Genomic DNA, 23,267 nt, shown 5'->3' on the forward strand with positions numbered 1-23,267 from the left:
CCGCTTTTAAAAGTTTCTCCAGGGGGGGAGCGGGCGGAAACTGTTTCATCAGGACGATGAGAGAGAGAATATGGTCAGACAGTCCCGCCTGCGAGTGCAGAAAAAGAGAAAAAAGAGATGGATTCTTCTTGGTTTTCTTCTCGTGGCAGGGATTGGAGCGGTTTTCTGGAAATATATTCCGGACAGTGGTCTGGTCGAGTCGGCAAAACAACTGTTTTCTACAGTAAAATCTACATTTCCACCCACGGAAATCCCACGCGGTACGGTTTTTGGCAGGAACCTGAAGCAGGTTGCTGTTACCCTGGAGAGAGTCTCAGTGTATGCGCGAATTAAAGAAATAAAATCAATTCCGGAAACAGTGAAGGAGCTGGGGGCAGTTTTTCACGTTCAGCCGGATGTTCTGAAGGCGAAGCTGGAGAGTGGTGCCTTAAGAGTATGGATTTCTGAGGATATCAGCCAGGAGCAGGAAGTTGCTCTGAAAACCAGACATCTCCCTGGAGTCTATCTTCAGCGGGAGCAGAAACGATTTTACCCGGCTGGTGAACAGGCCGGTCATCTTCTTGGTTACGTGGAGAATAATATCGGTCTTGCAGGCGTCGAATTTTTTTACGACAGGCTGCTTGCCGGTGATACTGTGGAAGGCGGGGAAACGGCATGGGACGTCCTCTTGATCTGGTTCTCACGGTTGACTTTAAAATTCAGCAAATCCTTGAGACCCTGGTTTCCCGGATAGCCGGGCGAAGGCCCGGATGCAGGGTTGGTGCCTGGCTGATGGAGCGAGAAACCGGTGAACTGGTGGGTGGTGCACAGTACCCGGGATTTGACCCGAATCGGTTTATCCGGTATTCCCAGGATATTCTGGAAAACCAGATGCTTGTGCCCATGGTTATACCCCGTCGGTTTCGGATTCTTCTACGGGATGCTGCCAATCTTCTCGGATCACGGGAGATGGGAAATACTCTTCCATGGTCTGTTTCCTCAATCGGAATGAACCTGGGATTTCAATTACGGCTCTGGAACTGGCTGGGGTTGACGGACGAGTGGTATACCGATTTTTCCCTGTATAAAGAGGGGGAAAAAACTCAAGCCGTTACTATGAAATTGTTCAGGCAGGTCGCGGAGCAGCAATATGGCTTGGTCCCGGAATCAACAACTCCTCTGAAACTGTTCACCGGATTGACGGAGCTGTTCAGCAATGGCACAGCCATACGACCCCATGCCGTTGGCGCGGTGGTGGATACTGTTTCCGGAGAAAAATTTCCCCTGCCGGTTTATCGTGGAGAATTTGATTCCGTTTCGGAAACAATAAACAGCAGCTCAAAGGAGATGGAGCGGCTGTTGAAAAGCATGGCAACTCCCGGATCTTCCGGCACGCTCTATTTCAGTGACAGGGATCTTCTGGTTAATTCCGGTCCGGATGGAGGGTTTCAGGACGAGGAACTGCTTTTTGCTCTGATACCGGCGGATACTGTGCCCCTGGCGATGCTGGTGACTGTCAGTTCACCTGTCCTGTTGCCTGAAAAGAAAGAGAAGAAATCCCCTTTGCTGGTGGAGTTGGTTGATCGTGTCGTTGATCGCATTTCCGTCCTGCAGCAGGTGGCAAAAAATGTGGCCGATGTGGTGGAGCCAGAACTGACAGGTGAGGGGAATTATCCATTTGGTAAAGAGAACTCCGGGTTTTTGGGCAGAAGAAATAAAAAACGCACGGATCAGCAGGTGAAACCGGGTGTAATGCCGAACCTGGAAGGTTTGAGTCTCAGGCGAAGTTTCCAGTTGCTGCAGCATAAAAAATTGAAAATACACTTCAGGGGAACGGGCAGGGTTGTTTCCCAGAAACCTGTTGCCGGAACATCACTGAAAGGGGTTTCGGAGTGTGTCCTTGTTCTGGCGGCAAGGCCGAATCATTCAAATAACAACGAAACACCGGGGCGCGATGAACACAGGTAACACTCCTTCACCTCAGCTGCCGCTGCAGTCACTGCTGAAAGGTATTCAATACCGGGTCGGCACTGATAAGGATGCGAGAATAATTGAGAGAACGGTCATCAGCGGGGTTACTTCCGATTCCAGAAAGGCTGCTCCCGGAATGTTGTTTGTTGCCTTGGATGGATCCCGTTTTGATGGCCACGACTTTATCGTCGCGGCAATAGAAAACGGCTGTATTGCTGTTCTCTGTGAAAAAGGTCGGGCGGGGACTTACCGGCAGATTGGCCGGGGATTCTGATGGAAGTTGAGGACAGCAGCAGGGCATATGGTCTTGTGGCTGCCAATTATTTTGGGAATCCCGCAGATCAGTTGACACTAATCGGAGTGACGGGGACCAACGGTAAAACAACGGTGGCCTACCTTCTGGAAAGCGTTCTTCTTGAGGCCGGTTACAAGGTGGGGGTGATCGGAACAGTCAACAACAGGTACAGTGGTGATAATGGAAAATCGGTGATTCTGGAGACACGATTTACAACACCGGAAGCCATGGTGCTGCAGAAGGTATTGCGGGAAATGGCGGACAACGGTGTCAGTTTCGTGATCATGGAAGTTTCTTCCCATGCCCTGAGTCAGAAAAGAATAAGCAATATTCGCTTCAGGACTGCGGCATTTACTAATCTCTCCAGGGATCATCTCGATTATCACAAAGATATGAAAGAGTATTTTGAAGCGAAACTCAGTCTTTTCCGGGAACATCTGGAAGATGAGGGGATCGCGGTACTTCCGGGGAAATCCTGGGTTGAGAGGGAAGCCGACCTTTATGGAGAGCTGGTGCGCACCTGCGAAGACAATTGTGGAAAGAATGTGTATTGGGGGGACGGTGAAAAGGACGATGTTCGATTGATCGGTTTTAGAACTAGGCTGGAGGAAACATTGATGGATCTGATACTTGCCGGTAACCCCGTAAAGTTAAAATCAAAACTTGTGGGTGGTTTCAATATGGATAACGTTCTCACCACCTGCGGACTCTGTCATGCCCTCGAGATTGACCCGGACAGTGTCCGCAGGGGGCTGATGAAATCCACAGGTGCTCCCGGAAGGCTGGAGCGGGTCATGGACCGTGCTGAAGACCCTCTGGATGGGCCTGTTGTCCTGGTGGATTATGCCCATACACCCGATGCGCTGGAACATGTACTGGAAACAGTGGCTGCTTTGCCCCATGGAGAACTTTTCTGTGTTTTTGGTTGCGGTGGAGATCGCGACAATGGCAAGCGCCCCCTGATGGGTGAGATTGCCTGTCGTTTCAGTGATGTTGTCCTGATTACCGACGACAATCCGAGAACGGAAGACCCGGAACTGATTGTGAAGCAGATTCTTGAAGGGACGGAGGAAAGCGGTCTTGAGCCCAGGGAACAGGCGTGGTTGGGAGAAAGACAGCGTGGAGATCGCGGAATTGTTGTGGAAAGGGACAGGAGGAAGGCGATCCGTCTGGCGATAACCTCGGCAGGACCCGAGGATGTAGTGCTCATTGCAGGGAAAGGGCATGAAACCTATCAGCTCAGTCTCAGGGGGAGGCAGTTCTTTGATGACAGGCTGGAGGCGGAAAATATCCTTTCTTCGTGGACACCATTGAGAGTAGCCAGGGGTGCCAGGGGAAAACTACGGTCTGCCGGTGTAAGGCCGGGTCTGCTGGGGCCGGTCTCAACAGATTCGAGGCAAATGCCGGAAAACGGTATCTTTGTGGCCCTGAAAGGTGAACATTTTGATGGCCACCGGTTTGTTGACCAGGTCCTTGAAAAAAAATGCGGTTGCCTTGTCCTGGAAAAAGGGGCTCCTGTGCCGGAACCCACGGTTGTTCCCGTTATACGGGTTGAGGACACAGCAAGGGCCCTGGGCGATCTGGCGGCTTATCGAAGAAGACAGGTGAGCAGGCTGTGCGAGCAGACGGTTATCGGAATTACCGGCAGTTGCGGGAAGACCACGGTCAAGGAGATGGTCAGTGCTATTCTCAAGAGGAAATGGCCGGCTGGACCGAACCATACGGAAAACAGTGTACTGAAAACAAAAGGAAATTTTAATAATCTGATAGGATTGCCGCTGTCGCTCCTGCCCCTTGACCTGAACCACCGGGCTGCAGTCCTGGAAATGGGGATGAACCAGCCGGGAGAACTGCGGCGATTGGTGGAAATAGCCGATCCGGATATAAGCTGTATTATCAATGTCCACGGTGCTCACCTGGAAAAACTGGGAAGCCTGGAAGGTGTTGCCAGGGCGAAGGAGGAACTTTTTGCGGGAACCCGCAGTGACGGTATCCTGGTTGTCAATCTTGATGATCCCCTGGTAAGAAAATTATCGGCGAAGTATGGGCAGCGGAAGATAGGTTTCAGCGTATCCGGTCAGGTTGCAGGCGCGCAGCCGGATTTGTGGACTTCTGATATCAATCTTGAAGACAAGGGTGTTATCACCTTTACCCTGCACTGTGGGACTGAGCAGGAGGATATCCATCTCTACACCTTGGGAGAACATAATGTCGGCAACAGCTTGGCGGCTGCGGCAATTGCGAAAGCGGCGGGGGCGGGACTGTCTGAAATAGCAGCCGGTCTTGCAGATTTCAGGGCTCCGGACAGACGCATGGAGATACTGAAAACCGCAGGCGGCTACGGGCTGCTCAATGACACCTATAATGCAAATCCGGCTTCCATGGCGACAGGATTGAAAACTCTCAGGCAGGCGGCGGGAAGATGTGCAGTGGCGGTTCTTGGAGATATGCTTGAACTCGGAGAGAGTGCTGCAGAAGCCCATTTTGAGCTGGGAAGACTTGTCGCGGAGCTGGATATTGACCATGTTGCGGTCCTCGGGGAATTCAGGGATGAAGTGCGAAAGGGAGCTTTATCCGGTGGAATGGCGGAAGATGCTATAAAAGTTTTTGTAGAAAAAAAAGAAGCTGTGGCCTGGGTTGAGAAATTGACCGATGAAAAAAAACTGGGACCGGGGACCTGCTGCTGGTGAAGGCTTCCCGTGGTCTGCGATTTGAAACTATTGTTGAGAAGCTGGCTGTTTAACTGATTACGAGGTTCTTGAGAGTATAAACGATGCTGTATCATTTTCTCTATCCATTGCACACGGTCTTTACCGGGTTCAATGTTTTTCGATATATTACCTTTCGTGCAATCGGCGGAGCGGTAACAGCTTTTTTGATTGTTCTTTTCCTGGGGCCTGTTTTCATCAGGACAATGCAGCGGTTCCAGATCGGACAGGTCATCAGAGATGATGGACCGGAAACCCACCTGGCCAAAAAGGGTGTACCCACCATGGGAGGGGTTCTGATTCTCTTTGGAATTACCCTGGCCACTCTTTTATGGGCACGGCTGGACAATGTCCTTGTATGGCTCGGTCTCTTTATCATCCTGTTCTATGGCATGATTGGTTATATCGACGACTACCGGAAAGTAAAAAAACAGAATTCCAAGGGACTGAGTGCAAAGGGAAAACTGATTCTGCAGGTTATCGGTGGAGGAGTGGTCGGTCTGTTCATGTATTACCATCCGGGGTTTGATGGTCATTTGAGCCTGCCGTTCTTTAAAAATATTCATCCGGATCTTGGCTGGTTTTATGTGGTGTTTGCCATTGTGGTGATTGTTGGAGCCTCAAATGCTGTCAACCTGACTGATGGCCTGGATGGTCTGGCGGCCGGTCCAACCATCGTGACTGCGGCAGTTTACCTGGTTTTTTCCTACCTGGCCGGTCATGTTGTGCTGGCGGAATACCTTCGTCTGCCTTATGTGGCGGGCAGTGGGGAACTGGCGATTTTCTGCGGTGGGATTTTCGGTGGCTGCCTGGGGTTTCTCTGGTTCAATGCCTATCCCGCCCAGATGTTCATGGGTGACGTTGGCTCCCTGGCCCTGGGGGGTGCTCTCGGTTCCATCGCCATTATTATCAAACAGGAGTTCCTGCTGGCAATTGTCGGAGGAATTTTCGTGATGGAGGCCCTCTCCGTCATCATGCAGGTTGGATACTTTAAGATGACCAGGGGAAAACGGATTTTTCTCATGGCCCCGTTTCATCATCATTTTGAGAAAAAGGGCTGGCATGAGACAAAGGTGGTGGTCAGATTCTGGATTGTTTCCATTATTCTGGGTCTTTTTGCCATTGCTACCCTGAAACTCCGCTGACACCGTGCCGGATGGATTGAAAGAGAAGAGAGCCATGAGCGGGATTCTGAAAATAAATGCCGGACAGAAAGTAGCCATAACAGGCCTCGGCATTTCTGGAAAAAGTGCTGTGAAATACTGCCTGAAAAAAGGTGCTGAAGTGTTTGTTTCAGACATCAGGGAGCCGCAGAAGTTCCTGCTGGAAGAAGGGGATTTTTTACAGGAAAACAGGGTAGAGTGGGAAGCCGGCGGACACAGCTTTGATTTTCTTTCCAGAGCAGAAATTATCATTCCCAGTCCCGGAGTGGATCTTGCTGTACCTCTCTTTGAAAAACTCAGGACAAAAGGGTGCGTGATTGCAGGGGAGCTCGCCTTTGCAGGCTCTGTACAAAGGCCCGTGGTGGCTATCACCGGGACAAACGGCAAGACAACAGTGACCACACTTACCGGACAGCTCTTGCAGGAAGCGGGGAAAAAGGTATTCGTCGGTGGCAATATAGGGATTTCTCTTTTTGATTATCTTCTGGAACCGGAGGAGTATGACATTCTGGTACTCGAAGTGTCGAGTTTTCAACTGGAGAGTGGTGGAGACTTCGCGCCTGATGTGGCAGTGCTTCTGAATGTCAGCCCGGATCACATGGACAGGCATGGCAGTTTTGAAAATTATCTTCGGGCAAAGATGAATATTTTTATCCACCAGGACAAGAGGGACACGGCTATTGTCAACGGTGACTGTCCAGATTGCATGAAAATTCCGGCGACCTGCGGTGCAAACCAGGTTCTGTTTGGCAGGAAGGCAGAACATACCATAAGAATTTCCGGGAAAAACATAATTTTCCCATTTCATGGTGAAGAAGAACAGTATAGCCTGAAAAATTCTTCTCTCGGTGATGAAACAGGTCTGTATAACTGTTGTCCCGCCATTTTCGCCGCAAGAATTACCGGCAGCAGTCCGGCGCAGGTTCAGCGGGGTTTGGATACGTTTGCACCCCTTGAACATCGCATGGAACTGGTGGCAGAGGTGGATGGTATCAGGTTTTTTAATGACTCAAAGGCGACCAATACCGGAGCAGTTATTGCAGCACTGGAACAGATGGGAAAAAAATCAACGGTTCTCATTCTCGGTGGTCGTGACAAGGGAGATGATTACCGCCTCCTGACTGTTGCTGTAGCGGAAAAGGTCAAGGCCGTAGTTTTGATTGGAGAGGCGGCACCGCTTATTCGCGCGGCCCTGGGTGCAGAGGTTGTCAGCACGAAAGCTGCCTCCATGGAGGATGCGGTGAACAAGGCACTGGAATACGCAGAGAGTGGAGACGTGATTCTTCTCTCTCCAGCCTGTGCCAGTTTTGATATGTTTGAAAGCTATGGGCAACGGGGAAGACTGTTTAAAAAAACGGTCCTCACCCTGGCCGGTATTTCTGAACAGGCACGGATATAACAGACAATGAAACAGTTCTCATATTGGAGACTTGCATATCAGGAAGAGGGGAGGCGTGTCGGATGAGGAAGAGCAGAAAACCGATACGATTACTGTTGACCGGTGGTGGTACCGGTGGACATCTCTTTCCGGCCATTGCCACGGCCCAGGAATTTAAAAGACAACTGCCGGGTACTGAAGTTCTGTTTGTCGGTACCAGGAGGAAGATGGACAGCGGCAGCCTGGAAGCTTATGGTTTTACCAGCAGGTCCATCCTCAGTTACGGTGTGAAAGGGAAAAATATAGTTCAGCTGGTAAAGGCTCTGGCGGCCCTTCCTCTTTCCTATGTCCAGGCCGTAAGGATTCTGCGTGAATTTAAACCGGATATTGTGTTCGGAGTCGGTGGATATGTAACCGGGCCGGTTGTTGCAGCGGCAAAGAGTATCGGTATTCCCACCATAATCCATGAACAGAATTCCGTTCCCGGCCTTGCCAACAGAAAGTTGGGAAAAATAGTGGACCGGATATGTCTTTCTCTGCCGGGAAGTGCTGAATATTTTCCAAAAGATAAAACGGTACATACCGGGAACCCGGTGCGCAAAAAAATTCTCGATCTGTATAAAAAAAACAGTTCCGTCAAAGAGAACAGAAAAAAACCAACAATGCTGGTCCTGGGTGGCAGCCAGGGGGCCAGTGGGGTAAACAGGCTGGTCATGGAGGCCTTTCTTGATCCAGAATATAGTCTGTCAACCAGGATTCACCTCATTCACCAGACGGGTGAAAAGGATCTGAAAATGGTTATTGACGGTTACAGGGAGGCCGGGGTGAGGGTCAATGTCAAACCGTTTTTCACAAAGATGGAGAAAGTGTATGAACGGGCCGATTTCCTGGTTTCCAGGGCCGGGGCAACAACCCTGTCGGAAATTGCGGTACTGGGAAAACCGGCTATTCTTATCCCTTACCCCTACGCAGCCGATGATCACCAGACCAGGAATGCGGAGTTTTATGTTCAAGGTGGCGGAGCGATGATGTTCCAGGAAAAGGAGCTGACTGGTCGATTTCTTGCGGAACGTATTGTGGAACTGGTGGCGGATGAGAGAAAACTGGAAATAATGGGCCAGGCCATGAGAAAGATGTCCTGGCCGGATGCCCCGGAAAAGATAGTGGCCTGCTGTCTGGAACTGATAAGTGAGCAACAATAGACTATGCATCGGAAAACAAAACATATTCATTTTGTCGGTATCGGCGGTATCGGCATGAGCGGCATCGCCGAACTGCTTCTGAACCTCGGTTACAGGGTCTCCGGGTCGGATCTGAACAGTTCAGCGATTACAGAAAAGCTGGAGAGCCTGGGGGGTGTGATTTACCAGGGGCACAGCAGCGAATGGATAAAAGGCGCCGATGTGGTTGTCACCTCTTCCGCAATTTCGCATGATAATCCGGAAGTTACCAGGGCTCGGGAAACACATGTCCCTGTCATCCAGCGGGCGGAAATGCTGGCGGAACTGATGCGTCTGCAGAAATACGGTATTGCCATAGCCGGCAGTCACGGTAAGACGTCTACCACCGCCATGGTCAGCTGGATGCTGGCCAATGCAGGGCTTGATCCGACGGTTGTTATCGGTGGAAAGGTTGACGCGCTCGGAGGAAATGCCAAACTGGGCCAGGGGGATTTCCTGGTGGCGGAAGCCGATGAAAGTGACGGTTCCTTTCTGAAACTTTCGCCGGTACTGGAGGTGGTCACAAATATAGACCTGGAGCACCTGGACTACTATCGGGATATTGATCACATCAAGGAAACTTTCCTGGACTTTATCGACAAGGTACCGTTTTACGGGGCGGTCATAGTCTGTCTTGATGATGAGAATGTGGCAGATATTCTGCCGAAAATCAGTAAAAGGGTTATCACTTACGGTATGACCCCCCAGGCAGATGTCTATGGAGATAACCTGTCTTACCGGGATGGCAGGGTGCATTTTGATGTCAGGTACGACGGTGGGAAACTGGGGGAATTGTCCATTGCCCCACCGGGAAATCACAATGTGTACAACAGCCTTGCCGCGGTGTGCGTGGGTCTTGAACTGCAGATGGATTTCACGGAAATTCAGGCGGGGCTGGAAAGTTTTGCCGGGGTACAGCGGCGAATGCAGAAAAAGGGGGAGATCGCGGGAATTACCGTGGTTGATGATTATGGTCATCATCCCACCGAGATACGGGCAACCCTGTCGGCAATCAAGCAGGCGTGGCCAGACAAAAGGCTTGTGGTGCTTTTTCAGCCCCACAGGTACACGAGGACCAGGGCCCTGTTTAAAGAATTTCAGACCTGCTTCCATCTGGCGGATCTCCTGGTTATGACGGAAATATACGCGGCCAGTGAAAAACCTCTTGAGGGGATTTCGGGAGAAAAACTGCTTGAGGCCACGAGAAAACATGGCCAGAAACATGTGCTGTATATAAAGGATGTCGGCACCATGGCTCAAGAGTTGATCCCCCATCTGCAGAAAGGTGACTTGGTATTGACCCTTGGGGCGGGCAATATAGTGAATGTCGGGGAGGAACTGCTTACAGCCCTTGGCTGATTTCTGATGTGTACTCTGATGGATTGACCTTGGGTGAAGTGAGAACTATGTGGGAGGAGACCATGAACAGTTTCCAGAAAAAGACACTTGTCGCTCTTGTTTCACACCCGGTGAAGTGGGAGTGCATGATGAGTATCTACACATCCTTTTCCATTGGAGGTCCGGCGGAAGCAATTGTTACGGTTGATCGCGCGGATGAACTTGTTCCTCTGCTGAAATTTCTGAAAAAAGAGGAGATCATATGGCGTGTTATCGGCCGCGGTACAAATCTTCTGGTGGCTGACCGGGGATTCCCCGGTGTGATTATCCTCCTTGGCAGGGAGTTTCAGTCCATCTCAGGCTGTATTGACAGGGAAGAGAACATGGTTCTTGTCAGGGCGGGGGCCGGTTGCAGTCTTGGCAGGTTTTCGCTGAACTGTATGGAAAAGGGGCTGGCGGGAATTGAGTTCGCAGGGGGATCCCGGGCAGTGTCGGCGGTGCGGTTATCATGAACGCCGGTGCTTGGGGTGAGGACATCAGTTCCATTGTCCAAAGCATATCCCTGACTTCGGCTGAAGGCGAGAAAACATTGGAACGCGACGATCTCCATTTTGAATACCGCTGCTGGAAAGAGTACAGCGATATTTCCGGCGGCTCCGTTATCAGTGAGGTCACGTTTCTGCTGAGACGCGAGGACCCGGAAAAAATTCGCACCCGCTGCCGTCTGCTGCAGGAAAAGCGACGGAAAATCCAGCCGAACAGCTTTGCCAATGCCGGATCCTTCTTTAAAAATCCGGAAAATGACAGTGCCGGCAGACTGATAGAGGCCAGTGGTTTCAAGGGAGTACGGGTAGGTGATGCCATGGTGTCGGAAAAACATGCTAATTTTCTCGTAAATTGCGGGAAAGCCACAGCTGGAGATGTTCTGAATCTGATGAACAGGATCCAGAAAAAGGTCAAAGAGGACAGCGGGATTGAGTTGCAGCCGGAGGTTCATTTTATCTGAACCTCAACCCTGCACTTCAGCAATAAAGTCGAATTTGAACCAGGGGGAAAAGCGGTGTTCGCTTTTATAAAAAGAAAATACCTGTCCGCAGTGAAGAGAAAGAAAGCCGGGGGAACAGTGCGGACTGATGAGCTTCGTATTAAAGGCGTCCCCGGAAGAAGCGGCGAAATCCCGAACCGAAAGGGAACCATACGATCATGGATGAACAAAAGGGCTGTTAAACGGAAAAAGACAACTGCTTACGGTGCGGTAACCAATGCCGGAAAACCGCGACGAAAAAAAAGCAGGTATGTGGTTGTCCTGGCAGTTATTCCTCTCCTGGTTGCCGCCGGCTGGTTCGGCAGTGGTTTTTTAGTGGACTGTCTTTCGGAAATCTCTTTTTTTCAGGTGGAAAAACTTGTTTTTTCCGGAAACAGTGTCGTTACCGATAATCAGCTTCGTGAGCTCTCCGGGATAATTGTTCACCGGACAAGCCTGTTGGGACTGGACGGGGACAGGGTAAAAAAACGGCTGTTGGAAAATCCCCATATTGCCTCTGTCAGTCTGAAGAAAAAATGGCCGGATTCCCTGGAAATAACAGTCAGGGAACATGAACCTGTCGCCATCCTGCAGAGAAGCGTGTCCGGTTCTGACAGGCTTGTCTATATAGATAAGAAAGGGGTACCTTTTCTTGATGTACCTGTGGGCGGAGATGTTGATTATCCTGTTATTACCGGTGTGGAGGAAATAGATGATGCAGGAAAGCGGCAGAGCGCTTTTGAAAACATCTTGACTCTGCTGAAGTTTGTCAGGAAAAATGATCCGCATCTGCCTGTTCATTCAGTTTCCGAAGTTCATGTTGACAGGAACGGGGAAATGGTGGTTTACCTGGTGGAATATCCGTTTCCAATTTACTTTGGAAATGGTAACACTAGGGACACTGAAAAGAAATATTCTAACCTGGTCAGGTGTCTCAAGTATCTGTACAGTAACCGGAACAGGGATGAACGCGTCGCCGGAATTGAATATATCCGGATGGACTATTTAAAAGACAAGGTACTCGTTTCGAGAGCCAATCAGGTTAACTGAGAATGAAAGGGAAGAACAGGGAAATAATACAAGCTGAAGAAGACGTTTCCCAGGAGGAATACGCTGATGATGTCAGTCGGGAACCTGGAGAACTGGTGGTCGGGCTCGATATCGGTACGACTAAGGTTTGCTGTGTCGTCGGCGAGGTCTTTGATGGAAACATTGAAATAATCGGGGTTGGTACGGCACCGTCGGTGGGATTGAAAAAGGGTGTTGTTGTCAATATAGAAAGTACCGTGCGGTCAATCCAGCAGGCTGTGGCCCTGGCTGAGGAGGACGCTCAGTGTGATCTGCGTTCCGTCTATGTCTACGTGGGCATTGCCGGAAATCATATCAAGGGGTTCAACAGTCCCGGTATTCTAGCCATCAATGACAGGGAAATTCAACAATCTGATATAGATGAGGTCATTGTTGCTGCCAGAACCGTGAAGATTTCCGAGAACCAGAGGGTAATCCATGTCATGCCCCAGGAGTTCATGGTGGATGATCATACCGGTATCCAGAATCCGGTGGGGATGACCGGAGTGAGACTGGTAACCAATGTTCATATTGTCACGGCAGATCTTGGCGCGGTGCATAATCTTGTAACCTGCTGCAACAAGGCAGGGCTTGATGTGGCGGAACTGGTGCTGGAATCCATTGCCTCTGCAAATGCCGTGTTGAGCATGGATGAAATGGAACTGGGAGTGGCTCTCATTGATATTGGTGGGGGAACAACGGATCTGGCCGTATTCTGTGACGGCACAATCCGGCACACCTTCGAGATTGGCCTGGGTGGACATAATCTCACTAATGATATTTCTGTTGGTCTGCGGACTCCACTGCAGGAAGCTGAGAGGCTGAAAGAGGATTTCGGTGGGGCAATATCCTCTATTATAAAACCGAACCTGGTGGTGGATGTGCCCACGGTCGGGGACAGGGAGCCGAGAAAGGTGACCCAGAAAGTTCTGGTGGATATTCTTGAGGCCCGCATTGTTGAAATCCTGGAAATGATGAACTCGGAACTGATTGCGTCCGGTCAGAAAAACAAGATCAACGGTGGAGTGGTCATTACGGGTGGTACGGCTCTGCTTGCAAACCTCGTGGAACTTGCAGAACAGATTTTTGATCTGCCGGTGAGAATAGGATATCCCACCGGCATAACAGGACGGATTGATGAACTGTACAGTCCACGTTGTACTACAGGAGTTGGTCTTGTCATGTATGGAAGGGACCTGAACCGGGACGGTAAACGTGAGAATCGGACCATGGTTGGTAAGGTCAAGGGCTGGCTGAAAAAAATTATGTAAATGCAGGATTTAGGTTTCAGGAGAGTTCAGCAGATGCTATATTGTTTTGTTAAGAAATAATCAGTAATACATAAATCCTGCAGTTGGCAGTTTTGGAGTCTACGCTGCCTGCCGGAGATGCGAACCATCACGGGCGCAGAGGCTGGATTGAGGTAATAAATTTGTCAGAAGCATGGAAAGTAACAGTCAGGGGGTAGATATGGGGTTCAGGATGGCTGAATCAGAAGGTGTTGCGGTAGTGAAAGTTATTGGTGTAGGTGGGGGTGGAGGTAATGCCATCAATACCATGGTTACCAATAGGCTGCAGGGAGTTGAGTTTATCGCGGCCAACACCGACAAGCAGGCTTTGAACCAGTCGAAAGCTGATATCTGTCTTCAGATAGGGCCGGGTATAACCAAGGGACTTGGCGCAGGTGCCGATCCGGAAACCGGGGGCCTTGCGGCCCTGGAGTCTCTGGAGGAAATCAAGGATGCGCTGAAAGGAAGTGACATGGTTTTTGTCACCGCCGGACTCGGCGGAGGAACGGGTACCGGTGGTGCACCGGTTGTGGCCAAGGCCAGTAAGGAACTTGGTGCCCTGACTGTGGCGGTTGTCACCAGGCCATTTAGTTTCGAAGGAAAGCTTCGTGCCAGAAATGCCGAAGAAGGATGGCAGGAGCTGCAGAAATATGCGGACACCATTATCACCGTGCCCAATGACAGGTTACTCTCCATCATGAAGAAAAACAGCAAGCTGGCGGAGATGCTGTCCATGGCGGATACCGTTCTTCTGGAGGCTGTCAAGGGAATCACAGATCTTATCAACGTGCCTGGTCTTATTAACGCTGATTTTGCTGATCTGCGCACGGTCATGCGGGAAGTTGGTCCCGCAGTTATGGGTTCGGGTCGGGCATCAGGAGAGAACCGGGCCATTGAAGCTGCAACGAGAGCCATTGACAACCAGCTTCTTGAAGATTTTGGCATTGAAGGGGCCCGGGGCCTCCTTATTAATATTTCCGCCTCAGAGGAAAGCTTTGCCATGTCTGAATTCATGGAGGCTTCAGCCCTTATCCAGGAGAAGGTTGACGATGACGCCCGGGTGGTTATCGGTGCGCTCTACGACGATGCCCTGGGTGATGAACTGCATGTAACCGTCATCGCCACCGGAGTTGGGGATGTCCTCGGCAGTAAAAAGACCATTAATCCTGTGGAGGATCATATTAAAAAAAAGGATGTCCATAAGGAGCCAAAAAAAATAACCAAAGGGGCTCCAGCGACTCCTAATATTCATCCCAGGGTAACTCCTCTTCCCGGTTCAAATTTTGACATGTTTGACAATATCGGATCCTCCGGCAGCGGAGAAGGGAGAAAGGGGGACTCCAGGGTCATGGACGAGGATAATCTGGAAATTCCCGCGTATCTGCGTAGAAATGCCAATTAAAGCATTTTTCATGAACATTCAACCTGTGAGTGATCTGGGAGGCTGCAGATTCGGGCAGGTGTGACTGGCCGCTGGTAAGTGGAGCGTAGCGGAAACTCCGATAGCTCCTCTATGCGAACAGTCGCGACCGTACGAATATGTATTGATCCTGATTACTTATGGTCAGGCTCCTGTGCAGGAGGTCGCTATCAAGAGAAAAAAACAGGCGTCCGGAAGTGACGGGAGCAGGAGAGATGTTTTACTGGAGCAGGAAAGAGGCAGCTTTCTCAAGAAATGGACGGGCCTTCGTCCCATTGCTCTGCTCTATCCTAACAGGTACAGGGTTGGTATGTCCAGCCTTGGCTTCCAGCTTGTCTATTCACTGCTGAATAACCTCGAATCCATAGTTTGTGAGCGTTTTTTCCTGCCGGAAAACGGTGAACGTTTTCTCTCCATCGAGTCCGGCCGAGAACTGGACCAGTTTCCCCTTGTCTATATTTCCATAAGTTTCGAGCACGATTATCTCCACCTGGTGGAAATGCTGCTCCAAGGTGGAATTGCACCTCTGGCGGCGGATCGTGATGAACAAGTCTCACCCGGCTCTCCCCTGGTTGTCTGCGGCGGTGTGGCCACTTTCATGAATCCAGAGCCCCTGGCACCGTTTGTAGATCTCTTTTTCATTGGAGAGGCGGAGCCCCTGCTGGAAAAAGTGACCGATTTTCTGCTGGACCATTTTCCCGACTCCTCAAGGCAGGATCTTCTCTACAATCTCTGCAGGAAGCATGAGGGGTGTTATGCTCCCGCCCTCTATACACCGGAGTATGATGACAGCGGCAGGCTTGCAGCCCATCGCCCGGAACCTGGTCTGGTCCCGACAATCAAGAAAATCTTTCAGGAGCAGTGTTCAAAAGCATCCCACTCGCAGCTTCTTACCCCGGAAGCTGAATTTTCCGATCTCTTTCTCACGGAACTGGGTCGTGGCTGTTCCCGCGGATGTCGTTTCTGTGCGGCCGGATATATTTACCGGCCTCCAAGGCTCTGGGACGCTGACGCGGTTATCGCCGGAATCGAGGAAAGAAACCGGGAAATATCACGGGTCGGCCTGCTCGGCATGGAGATGGCAGACGCCATGGAGCTGGATACCCTGTCAGATTATCTGCAGGAAAGCGGTTGTGCTCTGTCTTTTTCCTCCCTGCGTGCCGACAGGTTATCCGGGCCGCTTCTTGAGCTGCTCTCGGAGAGTGGCCTGAAAAGCGTGGCTATAGCTCCTGACGGCTGTTCAGAGAGGCTGAGGAAGGTGATCAACAAGGGACTGGACGAACAGGATCTCCTCCTGGCCGCCGAACGACTGGTTGACGCCGGTATCTATAAGCTCAAGTTGTACCTGATGATCGGCCTGCCCTCGGAAACCCTGGAGGATCTGGACGAGGCTATCGAACTCCTGGCGAAAATAAAGAATAAAACTGATCTCATTGGTCGAAGGCGCGGGAGGCTGTGCGATATCACTATCTCCATCAACTGTTTTACTCCAAAAGCCTGGACGCCTTTTCAGTTCCATGCCTTCGGGGTCAGCAGTCGGCTGGAGAGTGGAGAAACGCGACCGGCAGGAGAAGTGGTAGCCGGGCTGAAGAAAAAATTGAAGTATCTGAAGAAAGGGTTTAAAAAATATGCAAATGTCCACGTCAACCACGATAAGCCGGATAACGTGCTCTTCCAGGCGGTTCTGGCCAGAGGGGATCGGCGGGTGGCGGATATGCTGCTGGAAATGGCCCGCAATCGGACACCCTGGAAGCAGGCAATGAAACAGGCAGGGCTTTCTCCGGAGCAGTATGCGGTGCGGGGATATGGAGAAAAGGACTATTTCCCCTGGTCCATTATTGATCACTCCATCAAACAGAGTTTTCTCTGGAAGGAATATCAAAAGAGTTTTACCGCAAAAAGCAGTGTGCCCTGCAATACGGAAAAATGCAGGTTGTGTGGAGTATGCAATGGCTGAAAAATTACCCTCACCAGAAAATCTCGACTCCATCCGGAAACGGGAACTTGAAGCAGGGCTGAAGCCGTTCAAACTTGTCAAGTATTTTACCTTTTCCAGCCTGTTTGTGATCCTGGTCTTCACCCTTTTCCTCTCCTGGATTATTTCCAATAATGCCAGGGAAGTCATGATGGAACAGAACGAGGAATATTCACTGCTGCTTGCAGAAAATCTCAATCAGCAGGTATTCAGGCGTTTTGTTCTGCCTGCTGTTGTCCGTTATGGAGGTATCGCCCTCAGTAATCCGGAGCAGTTCGAGCTGCTGGATTCCATAATTCGCGGGGTTATCCAGGGTCTGAAAATTGACTCCGTCACCATTTATGATTCCAGTGTCAATATTATTTCCTATTCCACCGTTCCCGGCCTGGTCGGGAAAAAAAACCTGGGAGGAGAGGAGTATAAAAAGGCATTGAAGGGCACTTCCAATTCGCGGCTTTTCTACAGTGGTACGGTCTTCAGCCTGCTCCATATCGGCAATGATGTTCAGTGTGAGCTGAAAACCTTTATTCCCTTTCGCCAAGTTCGTCAGGATGGGGAAGGGGGAGACCTGATTATGGGCGTAATTGAGATCGAAAAAGATCTTTCCCGCAGTTATGCCAATATTATAAGATTACAGGGCCGTATCATTATCGTTTCCAGTGTGGTCATGGCGATCCTTTTCCTGGTTCTGCGCAGTATTGTTTTCAGGGCCGGGGAGATCATGGAAAAGAGGACTCTTGAAAGACTCCGTCTTGAAGAAAAGCTGAGCCAAAGTGAGAGGCTTGCTCATCTTGGAAAAATGGTTGCCACTGTATCCCATGAAATCAAAAGTCCCCTGGGAATTGTACGCAGTACGGCTGAAATTCTCGCGAAGCGGATCGAAAAACTGGCCCCTGGCAATGAGCATCTGGCAAAGATTATTGTGGAGGAAACTATTCGGCTCAACGCCATCGTCGTTGAGTTTCTGGATTTTGCCAGGCCCCAGAAGATGGATTTCAGGGAGGACGATCTCAACCAGGTAGTCAAGAAGGTGCTTGATTTTGTCTCCTCGGAGCTGAAGCGAAAATGCATTGAGTTGATTACGGACCTGGCTCCCGACCTAAAACCCTGTTTACTGGACAGGGATCTGTTTTACAGGGCACTTCTCAATGTATTTATAAACGCCATCCAGGCCACGGAGGAAGGTGGCAGCATTCAGGTGGCCACGTCAATGGAAAAGGATAAGGTTCGTTTTTCCATCAGGGACACCGGCAGAGGTATTGAAGAAGAAAAATTGAAGATGGTTTTTGAACCATTTTTCACGGACAAGAACAAGGGCACCGGACTTGGCCTGGCCATAACGAAAAATATTATTGAAAGTCACGGCGGAGAAATACACGTGGAGAGTGAGATTGGAAAAGGAACGACATTCATTATCGATATCCCGGCGGCCACCTGATATTCTCCGTGTTGAGGCCCTTCGGTTCCTTGATAACGGCCCCTACAGTTTTGATATCAGGAGCGGGGAATGTGTCGGCCTGAGCGGACCGTCGGGTGTGGGCAAAACCCAGCTCCTTCGTGCCATGACGGATCTGATTGAACACCAGGGCAGGGTGCTGCTGGATGATGTTCCGGCGGATGATGTGCCCGCACCGGCATGGCGCTCGATGGTGACCATGATTCCGGCCGAATCAGCCTGGTGGTACGAGCTGGTGGGGGATCATTTCCCAAGGGAAATGGGGAAAGATGAGGCCAAAGCATTGCTGGCCAACGTCGGTTTTGGACCTGATGTGTTCAACTGGCAGACAAACAGGCTGTCCACCGGGGAAAAACAGCGCCTGGCCCTGCTCCGGGGATTATGTCACGGGCCGGGGGTATTGCTGCTGGATGAGCCCTGCTCCGCCCTGGACAGTAAGCATACAATTCTGGTGGAAGATTTTATCCTCAGCCACCAGAAGGAACATGGCACGGTAATCCTCTGGGTCAGTCATGATCCGGAGCAGTTGCAGCGGGTTGCCTCAAAAGTGTTTGTCATGGAAAAAAAGAGTCTTCTGGAATCAACCTGACTATGAATGTAATAGCACTCAGCGCATGGGACCTTGGCATGGCGGCTGCCCTGGTCTGTCTGTTGTCTCTTCTCAGCCTGCTCCTCAGCCTCGGCCTGGAAAGGAAAATCATCTTTTTTGGCTGCCGCATGACGGTCCAGCTCCTGATTATCGGGTTTATCCTGCGTTTTCTCTTTGCCGACGCCCGGTTTCCCATCATCATGCTGATGTCCATGGTCATGCTGTTTGCGGCCGGCCGCGAGGTTGCTGCCCGCCAGAAGAGACGAATGAAGGGCTGGAAAGGATATGGAATCGGCATCGGAGCCATGTTTGTCTCCTCCTTTTCAGTTGCCTTTCTCGCCCTCCTGGTAATAATAGGTGTGAAGCCCTGGTACACTCCCCAGTATGCAATCCCTCTGCTCGGTATGCTGCTTGGCAATACAATGACAGGTATCGCTCTTGCCCTTGATCGGCTGACGGATCAGTTTCACAGAGAGAGAAATGTCGTGGAACAGAGGTTGCTTCTCGGCCAGACCTGGAAGGAGGCTTCCAGCGATATTCGCAGGGACTGCATGCGCACCGGTATGGTACCGATCATCAATTCCATGGCGGCTGCCGGGCTGGTCAGTCTGCCGGGTATGATGACGGGGCAGATCCTGGGAGGAACCCCGCCGGTGGAGGCGGTAAAATACCAGATTCTGATCATGTTTCTGATTGCCGCCGGAACCGGTTTCGGTGTCATCAGTGCCATCTGGATGTCGGGTCATTATCTTTTTGACAAACGCCATCGCCTCTGTCTCGACAGGCTGACCGGGTTCGGCAGCGAGAACGGACAGGGACGTTTTGATTAATTGTTCATTTTTTAGATGGAGTGCAAGATGGGAAAAAAAGTTCTAATAATAGGTGGTGTTGCGGCTGGACCAAAGGCAGCCTGCAGGATAAAACGGCTGCTGGCCGATGCGGAAGTGACCATGGTCGATCAGGATAATCTGATCTCCTATGGAGGGTGTGGGATTCCCTATTATGTCTCCGGAGATGTCTCCGATGAAAAGGAGCTGCGGTCGACAAGTTATCATATGCTCAGGGACAAAAAGTATTTTGAGAAGGCCAAGGGTGTGACGACCCTGACCTCCACCCGGGCTCTCTCCATTAACCGCGGGGAGAAGACAGTCACGGTCGAGAACCTGAAAAATGGTGAAAAGCAGGATCTTCCCTATGATGTCCTCTTGCTGGCAACGGGCAGTCGCCCGTTTACCCTGCCAATTCCCGGCAATGATGCCGATGGGGTTTTTACAGTCAGTGATATCCATAAAGCGGTGGAGATCAAGGAGAGAATTGCCAGGGGAAAGGTGGAAAAAGCAGTGGTCATCGGCGGTGGTGCCATTGGTATTGAAATGGCCGAGGCCTTTGCAGATCTCTGGGGCGTGGAAACAGCCATAGTTGAATTTATGGATCAGCTTCTGCCCCGAATAGTCAGCCGGACTCTCTCCACGATCCTTGAAAAACATCTGAGGGATAACAATGTGGATGTTTTTCTCGGTGAAGCAGCAGAGGAAATAGTGACGGAGGATGGCAAGGTTGTGGGAGTCAGGACTGCCAAGAGAAACCTTGAGGCTGATATTGTTATTATGGCAGTGGGTGTCCGGCCGAGGTCGGAGCTGGCCAGGGAAGCGGGGCTCCATGTTTCAGACGGCGGTGCCATTGTGGTCAACGAGAGACTGCAGACCTCCGACCCTGATATTTACGGGGCTGGAGACTGCATAGAAATCCCCCATCTCGTTTCCGGAAGGAAATTTTTCGCCCCGTTCGGGTCCATGGCAAACAAGCAGGGCAGGGTAGCTGCCGACAATATGGCAGGGCAGGTCTCCATCTTTAAAGGTGGTGTGGGGTCTTTCATTCTCAAGGCCTTTGAAATGTCCATCGGTTCCACCGGTCTGAGCTTGGAGACGGCTCTGGCGGAGGGCTTTGACGCCGAGGTGTCGCTGACATCTCCAGCGGACCGGGCCCATTTTTACCCCACCCAGTCCATCATGTGCCTGGAGATGATTTTTGATCGAAAAACCAGGCGTGTTCTCGGGTTCCAGGGGGTCGGCTCTACCAGCGACGGTCTGCTGGCCCGGCTGGATGCGGCGGCAGTGGCCCTGTGCGGTAATGCGGTAATAGACGACTTCAGTAATATGGAAATGGCCTATTCCCCTCCTTTTTCCAGTGCCATTGATCCGATCAACGCCGCTGCCTACGTGGCGGATAATCTCTGCGAAGGTCGGATGAGACAGATTACCATGGACTCGTTCTATGCCTTCATGGCAGATCGTTCCCTGGAGCCGGACTGGCTGGTTCTTGATGTCCGTCATGTCAAACAGGCCACTCCTCTTGTGGAAAAATTCGGTGAGTCCCTGTGGATTTCATTGCCCTACGATGAGATCCGCGAGCGCTACAATGAACTGCCAACCGACAAGACCTTGATCATTTTCTGTAACGCTGGAACGCGCTCTTTTGAGATCCAGGTTTTTCTCGATGCCATGGGACTGACCAACAACTTGGTCCTGCCCGGCGGTTACAATGTGATAAAACGCATGGGAGCAGACTGGTTACCGGAGAGCTAGCCCGCATTTCTCATGAACATTGTGTCAATTTTAAGCACAACTATTGAACACAAATAATAAGACAATTATCAGTGATTGAGAAAAATGTACACAATGTTCACCTAAGGTCAGTCCAGGCGACGCCATCTTCTACAGTATTTTTGCAATAAATATAGATCACTATAATTCACTGCAAAAAACTTTGAACCTGACGTCACCTGAACTGATGAGAAATGCGGGCTAACCCGCAGCTCTCCCAGGAAATCTGTTCGGGTGTTACGGTGAATATGGTATATCGAGGGGCAGGAGAAAGAAGCGGTGGAACGGTGAAATAATTGACTCCCCTGAGTTCGCAGTAATGGAGGCCAATATGCCGGTGGCCGGAAATGGCGATCGGCGTGGCCCTTCTATTTTTTTCCAGCACCGTTTGCACATCTCTGGCATTATCGATACGGTACCATTTTTTTGTCTCGTCTTCACGGTCTGTGGGAATCCAGTGGATCAGGCCGTGATGTATAAATACCAGGTTCACCTGGTCGGCGTGGGAGGAGAGCTGGGTGTCGAGCCAGTCGAGCTGCTCTGCCGGCAGGATGCCGCCCCATTTCTCTCTTTCATGGGGCAGACAACCATCCAGCGCCAGCAGGCGCAGGCCCGGCGCCACTTGTTTTGCGTAAAAAGGGGTTTTCAACCCGTCATAACCAAATCCTGTGAAAAAACTGATAAAATCATCAGGCTCCAGGTAACGGGTTCCTGTTTTTCTCTTTTCAGGATCAGCAGGCCGAAAATCATGGTTGCCCCTGAGAACGCAGACTTCAGTTTTCAGACTGCCCAGAACTTCTCGAACAGCTCTTGCATTTTCAACTTCACCGTCCCGAAGAAGATCACCATTGAACACGACAAAGTTCAGTTCTTCGGTCTGATTCAGTTTTTTAATCGCCCATTCAAGGTATTCAATGCCTTTTTCACTGGTATCCACATGACAATCAGCGATCACGCCAAACCTGACCGGCTGAAAGACTGTTTTTGCTGAACCTGTCAGTGGCAGGCAACCCTTGTCCAGGGCCCGAATGGTGTCCTTATCGGCAGCTGGCATCTGTAGTGCTACTCTTCATCAATATAGGGATCTTTTTTCTCAAAAGCTTCAGGTTTCAAGGTGAACTCGCCATGCCTGTTGTATACCGGATATCCGGCAACAACCCATCCCCTGAAAGCATCAGATATATTGGTGACATTCGTGTAACCCATTTCGGTAAGTCGGTGGGTTGCAAAAGCCGAGCGGGCCCCTGTCCTGCAGTAAACATAAATTCGCGCACCCGGATCCTGGATTCTGTTGGGAACTATCCATTCAATCAACCCCCGGTTGATATGAATTGCTCCGGGAAGGTGGGCAGCATTGTATTCCTTTTCGGTGCGAACATCGAGAAGGACAAAATCCTGCCCCCTGTCCATGATCTTTTTAAACTCGACGGCATTGACATGGGGCTGGTTCTGTTTGATTGGTTTCCACAATTTTACTACATTTTGCCTGATCTGTTCAATGCTTGTCGCGGCTGCAGCGGAAAGAGGAATGGAAAGGGATAACAGGATACAGAAAAAAAAGAAGGGAAAAGAGTTTTTTGTCTTCAAGGTAACCTCCCTGGGTTGAGTGGATTTAAACGAAAAACTATCCATTGTGCCTATCCCTGTCAACATTGGGTATCTCACAAGGATTTGAACCGTGTTCAGGCTTTTTGGAGCGATTGGCTGAAAAATGCTTCAGTTCAATTAGACAAAGCTGTTTTTTTTATGATATTATTTTCTGGAAAGAATAATTAATAACGCTCTTTTGCG

The 23,267-nt window shown here is 50.6% G+C and carries 20 protein-coding genes; 18 read left to right on the plus strand and 2 right to left on the minus strand.

All coding sequences use genetic code 11. The features are described from left to right. Window positions 1-70 precede the first annotated feature (70 nt). From LO777_RS03495 to LO777_RS03580, 18 genes are all read left to right on the plus strand, one after another. Complete coding sequence (locus LO777_RS03495; RefSeq protein ID WP_228856176.1) at window positions 71-733, plus strand: penicillin-binding protein 2; 663 nt, start codon at window positions 71-73, stop codon at window positions 731-733. Beyond that, window positions 655-1,947: a PASTA domain-containing protein gene (locus tag LO777_RS03500; RefSeq protein ID WP_228856177.1), complete on the plus strand. Its 1,293-nt coding sequence runs from the start codon at window positions 655-657 to the stop codon at window positions 1,945-1,947. Before LO777_RS03495 ends, LO777_RS03500 begins: the two co-directional genes overlap by 79 nt. Next, window positions 1,934-2,224: a Mur ligase domain-containing protein gene (locus LO777_RS03505; protein WP_228856178.1), complete on the plus strand. Its 291-nt coding sequence runs from the start codon at window positions 1,934-1,936 to the stop codon at window positions 2,222-2,224. Before LO777_RS03500 ends, LO777_RS03505 begins: the two co-directional genes overlap by 14 nt. After that, a complete protein-coding gene (locus tag LO777_RS03510; RefSeq protein WP_228856179.1) occupies window positions 2,224-4,935 on the plus strand; it encodes a UDP-N-acetylmuramoyl-L-alanyl-D-glutamate--2,6-diaminopimelate ligase in 2,712 nt (903 codons plus the stop codon). The genes LO777_RS03505 and LO777_RS03510 overlap by 1 nt, the downstream gene beginning before the upstream one ends. A gap of 83 nt (window positions 4,936-5,018) precedes the next feature. Then, complete coding sequence (mraY, locus tag LO777_RS03515) at window positions 5,019-6,098, plus strand: phospho-N-acetylmuramoyl-pentapeptide-transferase (protein ID WP_228856180.1); 1,080 nt, start codon at window positions 5,019-5,021, stop codon at window positions 6,096-6,098. Between the two features lie 4 nt (window positions 6,099-6,102). Further along, a complete protein-coding gene (gene murD / locus LO777_RS03520; RefSeq protein WP_228856181.1) occupies window positions 6,103-7,515 on the plus strand; it encodes a UDP-N-acetylmuramoyl-L-alanine--D-glutamate ligase in 1,413 nt (470 codons plus the stop codon). A 62-nt stretch (window positions 7,516-7,577) separates the two neighbouring features. Beyond that, the gene (murG, locus tag LO777_RS03525; RefSeq protein WP_228856182.1) at window positions 7,578-8,696 is read left to right on the plus strand and encodes an undecaprenyldiphospho-muramoylpentapeptide beta-N-acetylglucosaminyltransferase; all 1,119 of its coding nucleotides are present in this window, start codon (window positions 7,578-7,580) and stop codon (window positions 8,694-8,696) included. 3 nt (window positions 8,697-8,699) lie between these two features. Next, complete coding sequence (gene murC / locus LO777_RS03530; protein ID WP_228856183.1) at window positions 8,700-10,073, plus strand: UDP-N-acetylmuramate--L-alanine ligase; 1,374 nt, start codon at window positions 8,700-8,702, stop codon at window positions 10,071-10,073. A gap of 62 nt (window positions 10,074-10,135) precedes the next feature. Then, window positions 10,136-10,564, plus strand: a complete 429-nt coding sequence (locus tag LO777_RS03535; protein WP_228856184.1) for an FAD-binding protein — start codon at window positions 10,136-10,138, stop codon at window positions 10,562-10,564. After that, window positions 10,561-11,058, plus strand: coding sequence for a UDP-N-acetylmuramate dehydrogenase (locus LO777_RS03540; RefSeq protein ID WP_228856185.1), 498 nt, complete (start codon window positions 10,561-10,563; stop codon window positions 11,056-11,058). The genes LO777_RS03535 and LO777_RS03540 overlap by 4 nt, the downstream gene beginning before the upstream one ends. A 54-nt stretch (window positions 11,059-11,112) precedes the next feature. Beyond that, window positions 11,113-12,126: a cell division protein FtsQ/DivIB gene (locus LO777_RS03545; RefSeq protein WP_228856186.1), complete on the plus strand. Its 1,014-nt coding sequence runs from the start codon at window positions 11,113-11,115 to the stop codon at window positions 12,124-12,126. A 2-nt stretch (window positions 12,127-12,128) separates the two neighbouring features. Beyond that, complete coding sequence (ftsA, locus tag LO777_RS03550; RefSeq protein WP_228856187.1) at window positions 12,129-13,415, plus strand: cell division protein FtsA; 1,287 nt, start codon at window positions 12,129-12,131, stop codon at window positions 13,413-13,415. Between the two features lie 199 nt (window positions 13,416-13,614). Next, entirely contained in the window at window positions 13,615-14,835 is a 1,221-nt protein-coding gene (gene ftsZ, locus LO777_RS03555) for a cell division protein FtsZ (protein ID WP_228857326.1), read from the plus strand. 142 nt (window positions 14,836-14,977) lie between these two features. Next, a complete protein-coding gene (locus tag LO777_RS03560; protein ID WP_228856188.1) occupies window positions 14,978-16,810 on the plus strand; it encodes a radical SAM protein in 1,833 nt (610 codons plus the stop codon). After that, a complete protein-coding gene (locus LO777_RS03565; protein WP_228856189.1) occupies window positions 16,803-18,266 on the plus strand; it encodes a two-component system sensor histidine kinase NtrB in 1,464 nt (487 codons plus the stop codon). The genes LO777_RS03560 and LO777_RS03565 overlap by 8 nt, the downstream gene beginning before the upstream one ends. Further along, a complete protein-coding gene (locus LO777_RS03570) occupies window positions 18,220-18,873 on the plus strand; it encodes an ABC transporter ATP-binding protein (protein ID WP_228856190.1) in 654 nt (217 codons plus the stop codon). Before LO777_RS03565 ends, LO777_RS03570 begins: the two co-directional genes overlap by 47 nt. 2 nt (window positions 18,874-18,875) lie before the next feature. Beyond that, window positions 18,876-19,703: an ABC transporter permease gene (locus LO777_RS03575; protein WP_228856191.1), complete on the plus strand. Its 828-nt coding sequence runs from the start codon at window positions 18,876-18,878 to the stop codon at window positions 19,701-19,703. A gap of 27 nt (window positions 19,704-19,730) precedes the next feature. After that, window positions 19,731-21,458, plus strand: a complete 1,728-nt coding sequence (locus LO777_RS03580) for an FAD-dependent oxidoreductase (protein ID WP_228856192.1) — start codon at window positions 19,731-19,733, stop codon at window positions 21,456-21,458. 193 nt (window positions 21,459-21,651) lie between these two features. On the opposite strand, the gene LO777_RS03585 is transcribed toward LO777_RS03580, so the two are convergent. Together LO777_RS03585 and LO777_RS03590 are read right to left on the minus strand one after the other, a co-directional pair. Beyond that, complete coding sequence (locus LO777_RS03585; protein WP_228856193.1) at window positions 21,652-22,530, minus strand: metallophosphoesterase family protein; 879 nt, start codon at window positions 22,528-22,530, stop codon at window positions 21,652-21,654. Between the two features lie 8 nt (window positions 22,531-22,538). Further along, window positions 22,539-23,063 carry a rhodanese-like domain-containing protein gene (locus LO777_RS03590; protein WP_228856194.1) on the minus strand — a complete coding sequence of 175 codons (525 nt, stop codon included), beginning with the start codon at window positions 23,061-23,063 and terminating at the stop codon, window positions 22,539-22,541. Between the last annotated feature and the right edge of the window lie 204 nt (window positions 23,064-23,267).

Origin of the sequence: Desulfomarina profundi (assembly GCF_019703855.1) — a bacterium.
Lineage (GTDB): Bacteria > Desulfobacterota > Desulfobulbia > Desulfobulbales > Desulfocapsaceae > Desulfomarina > Desulfomarina profundi.

Bases quoted from the DNA above. Each gene is read 5' to 3' on its own strand.
- LO777_RS03495 (WP_228856176.1), top strand. From the start codon at position 71: ATGGTCAGACAGTCCCGCCTGCGAGTGCAGAAAAAGAGAAAAAAGAGA.
- LO777_RS03500 (WP_228856177.1), top strand. From the start codon at position 655: ATGGGACGTCCTCTTGATCTGGTTCTCACGGTTGACTTTAAAATTCAG.
- LO777_RS03505 (WP_228856178.1), top strand. From the start codon at position 1,934: ATGAACACAGGTAACACTCCTTCACCTCAGCTGCCGCTGCAGTCACTG.
- LO777_RS03510 (WP_228856179.1), top strand. From the start codon at position 2,224: ATGGAAGTTGAGGACAGCAGCAGGGCATATGGTCTTGTGGCTGCCAAT.
- mraY (WP_228856180.1), top strand. From the start codon at position 5,019: ATGCTGTATCATTTTCTCTATCCATTGCACACGGTCTTTACCGGGTTC.
- murG (WP_228856182.1), top strand. From the start codon at position 7,578: ATGAGGAAGAGCAGAAAACCGATACGATTACTGTTGACCGGTGGTGGT.
- murC (WP_228856183.1), top strand. From the start codon at position 8,700: ATGCATCGGAAAACAAAACATATTCATTTTGTCGGTATCGGCGGTATC.
- LO777_RS03535 (WP_228856184.1), top strand. From the start codon at position 10,136: ATGAACAGTTTCCAGAAAAAGACACTTGTCGCTCTTGTTTCACACCCG.
- LO777_RS03540 (WP_228856185.1), top strand. From the start codon at position 10,561: ATGAACGCCGGTGCTTGGGGTGAGGACATCAGTTCCATTGTCCAAAGC.
- ftsA (WP_228856187.1), top strand. From the start codon at position 12,129: ATGAAAGGGAAGAACAGGGAAATAATACAAGCTGAAGAAGACGTTTCC.
- ftsZ (WP_228857326.1), top strand. From the start codon at position 13,615: ATGGGGTTCAGGATGGCTGAATCAGAAGGTGTTGCGGTAGTGAAAGTT.
- LO777_RS03565 (WP_228856189.1), top strand. From the start codon at position 16,803: ATGGCTGAAAAATTACCCTCACCAGAAAATCTCGACTCCATCCGGAAA.
- LO777_RS03575 (WP_228856191.1), top strand. From the start codon at position 18,876: ATGAATGTAATAGCACTCAGCGCATGGGACCTTGGCATGGCGGCTGCC.
- LO777_RS03580 (WP_228856192.1), top strand. From the start codon at position 19,731: ATGGGAAAAAAAGTTCTAATAATAGGTGGTGTTGCGGCTGGACCAAAG.
- LO777_RS03585 (WP_228856193.1), bottom strand. From the start codon at position 22,530: ATGCCAGCTGCCGATAAGGACACCATTCGGGCCCTGGACAAGGGTTGC.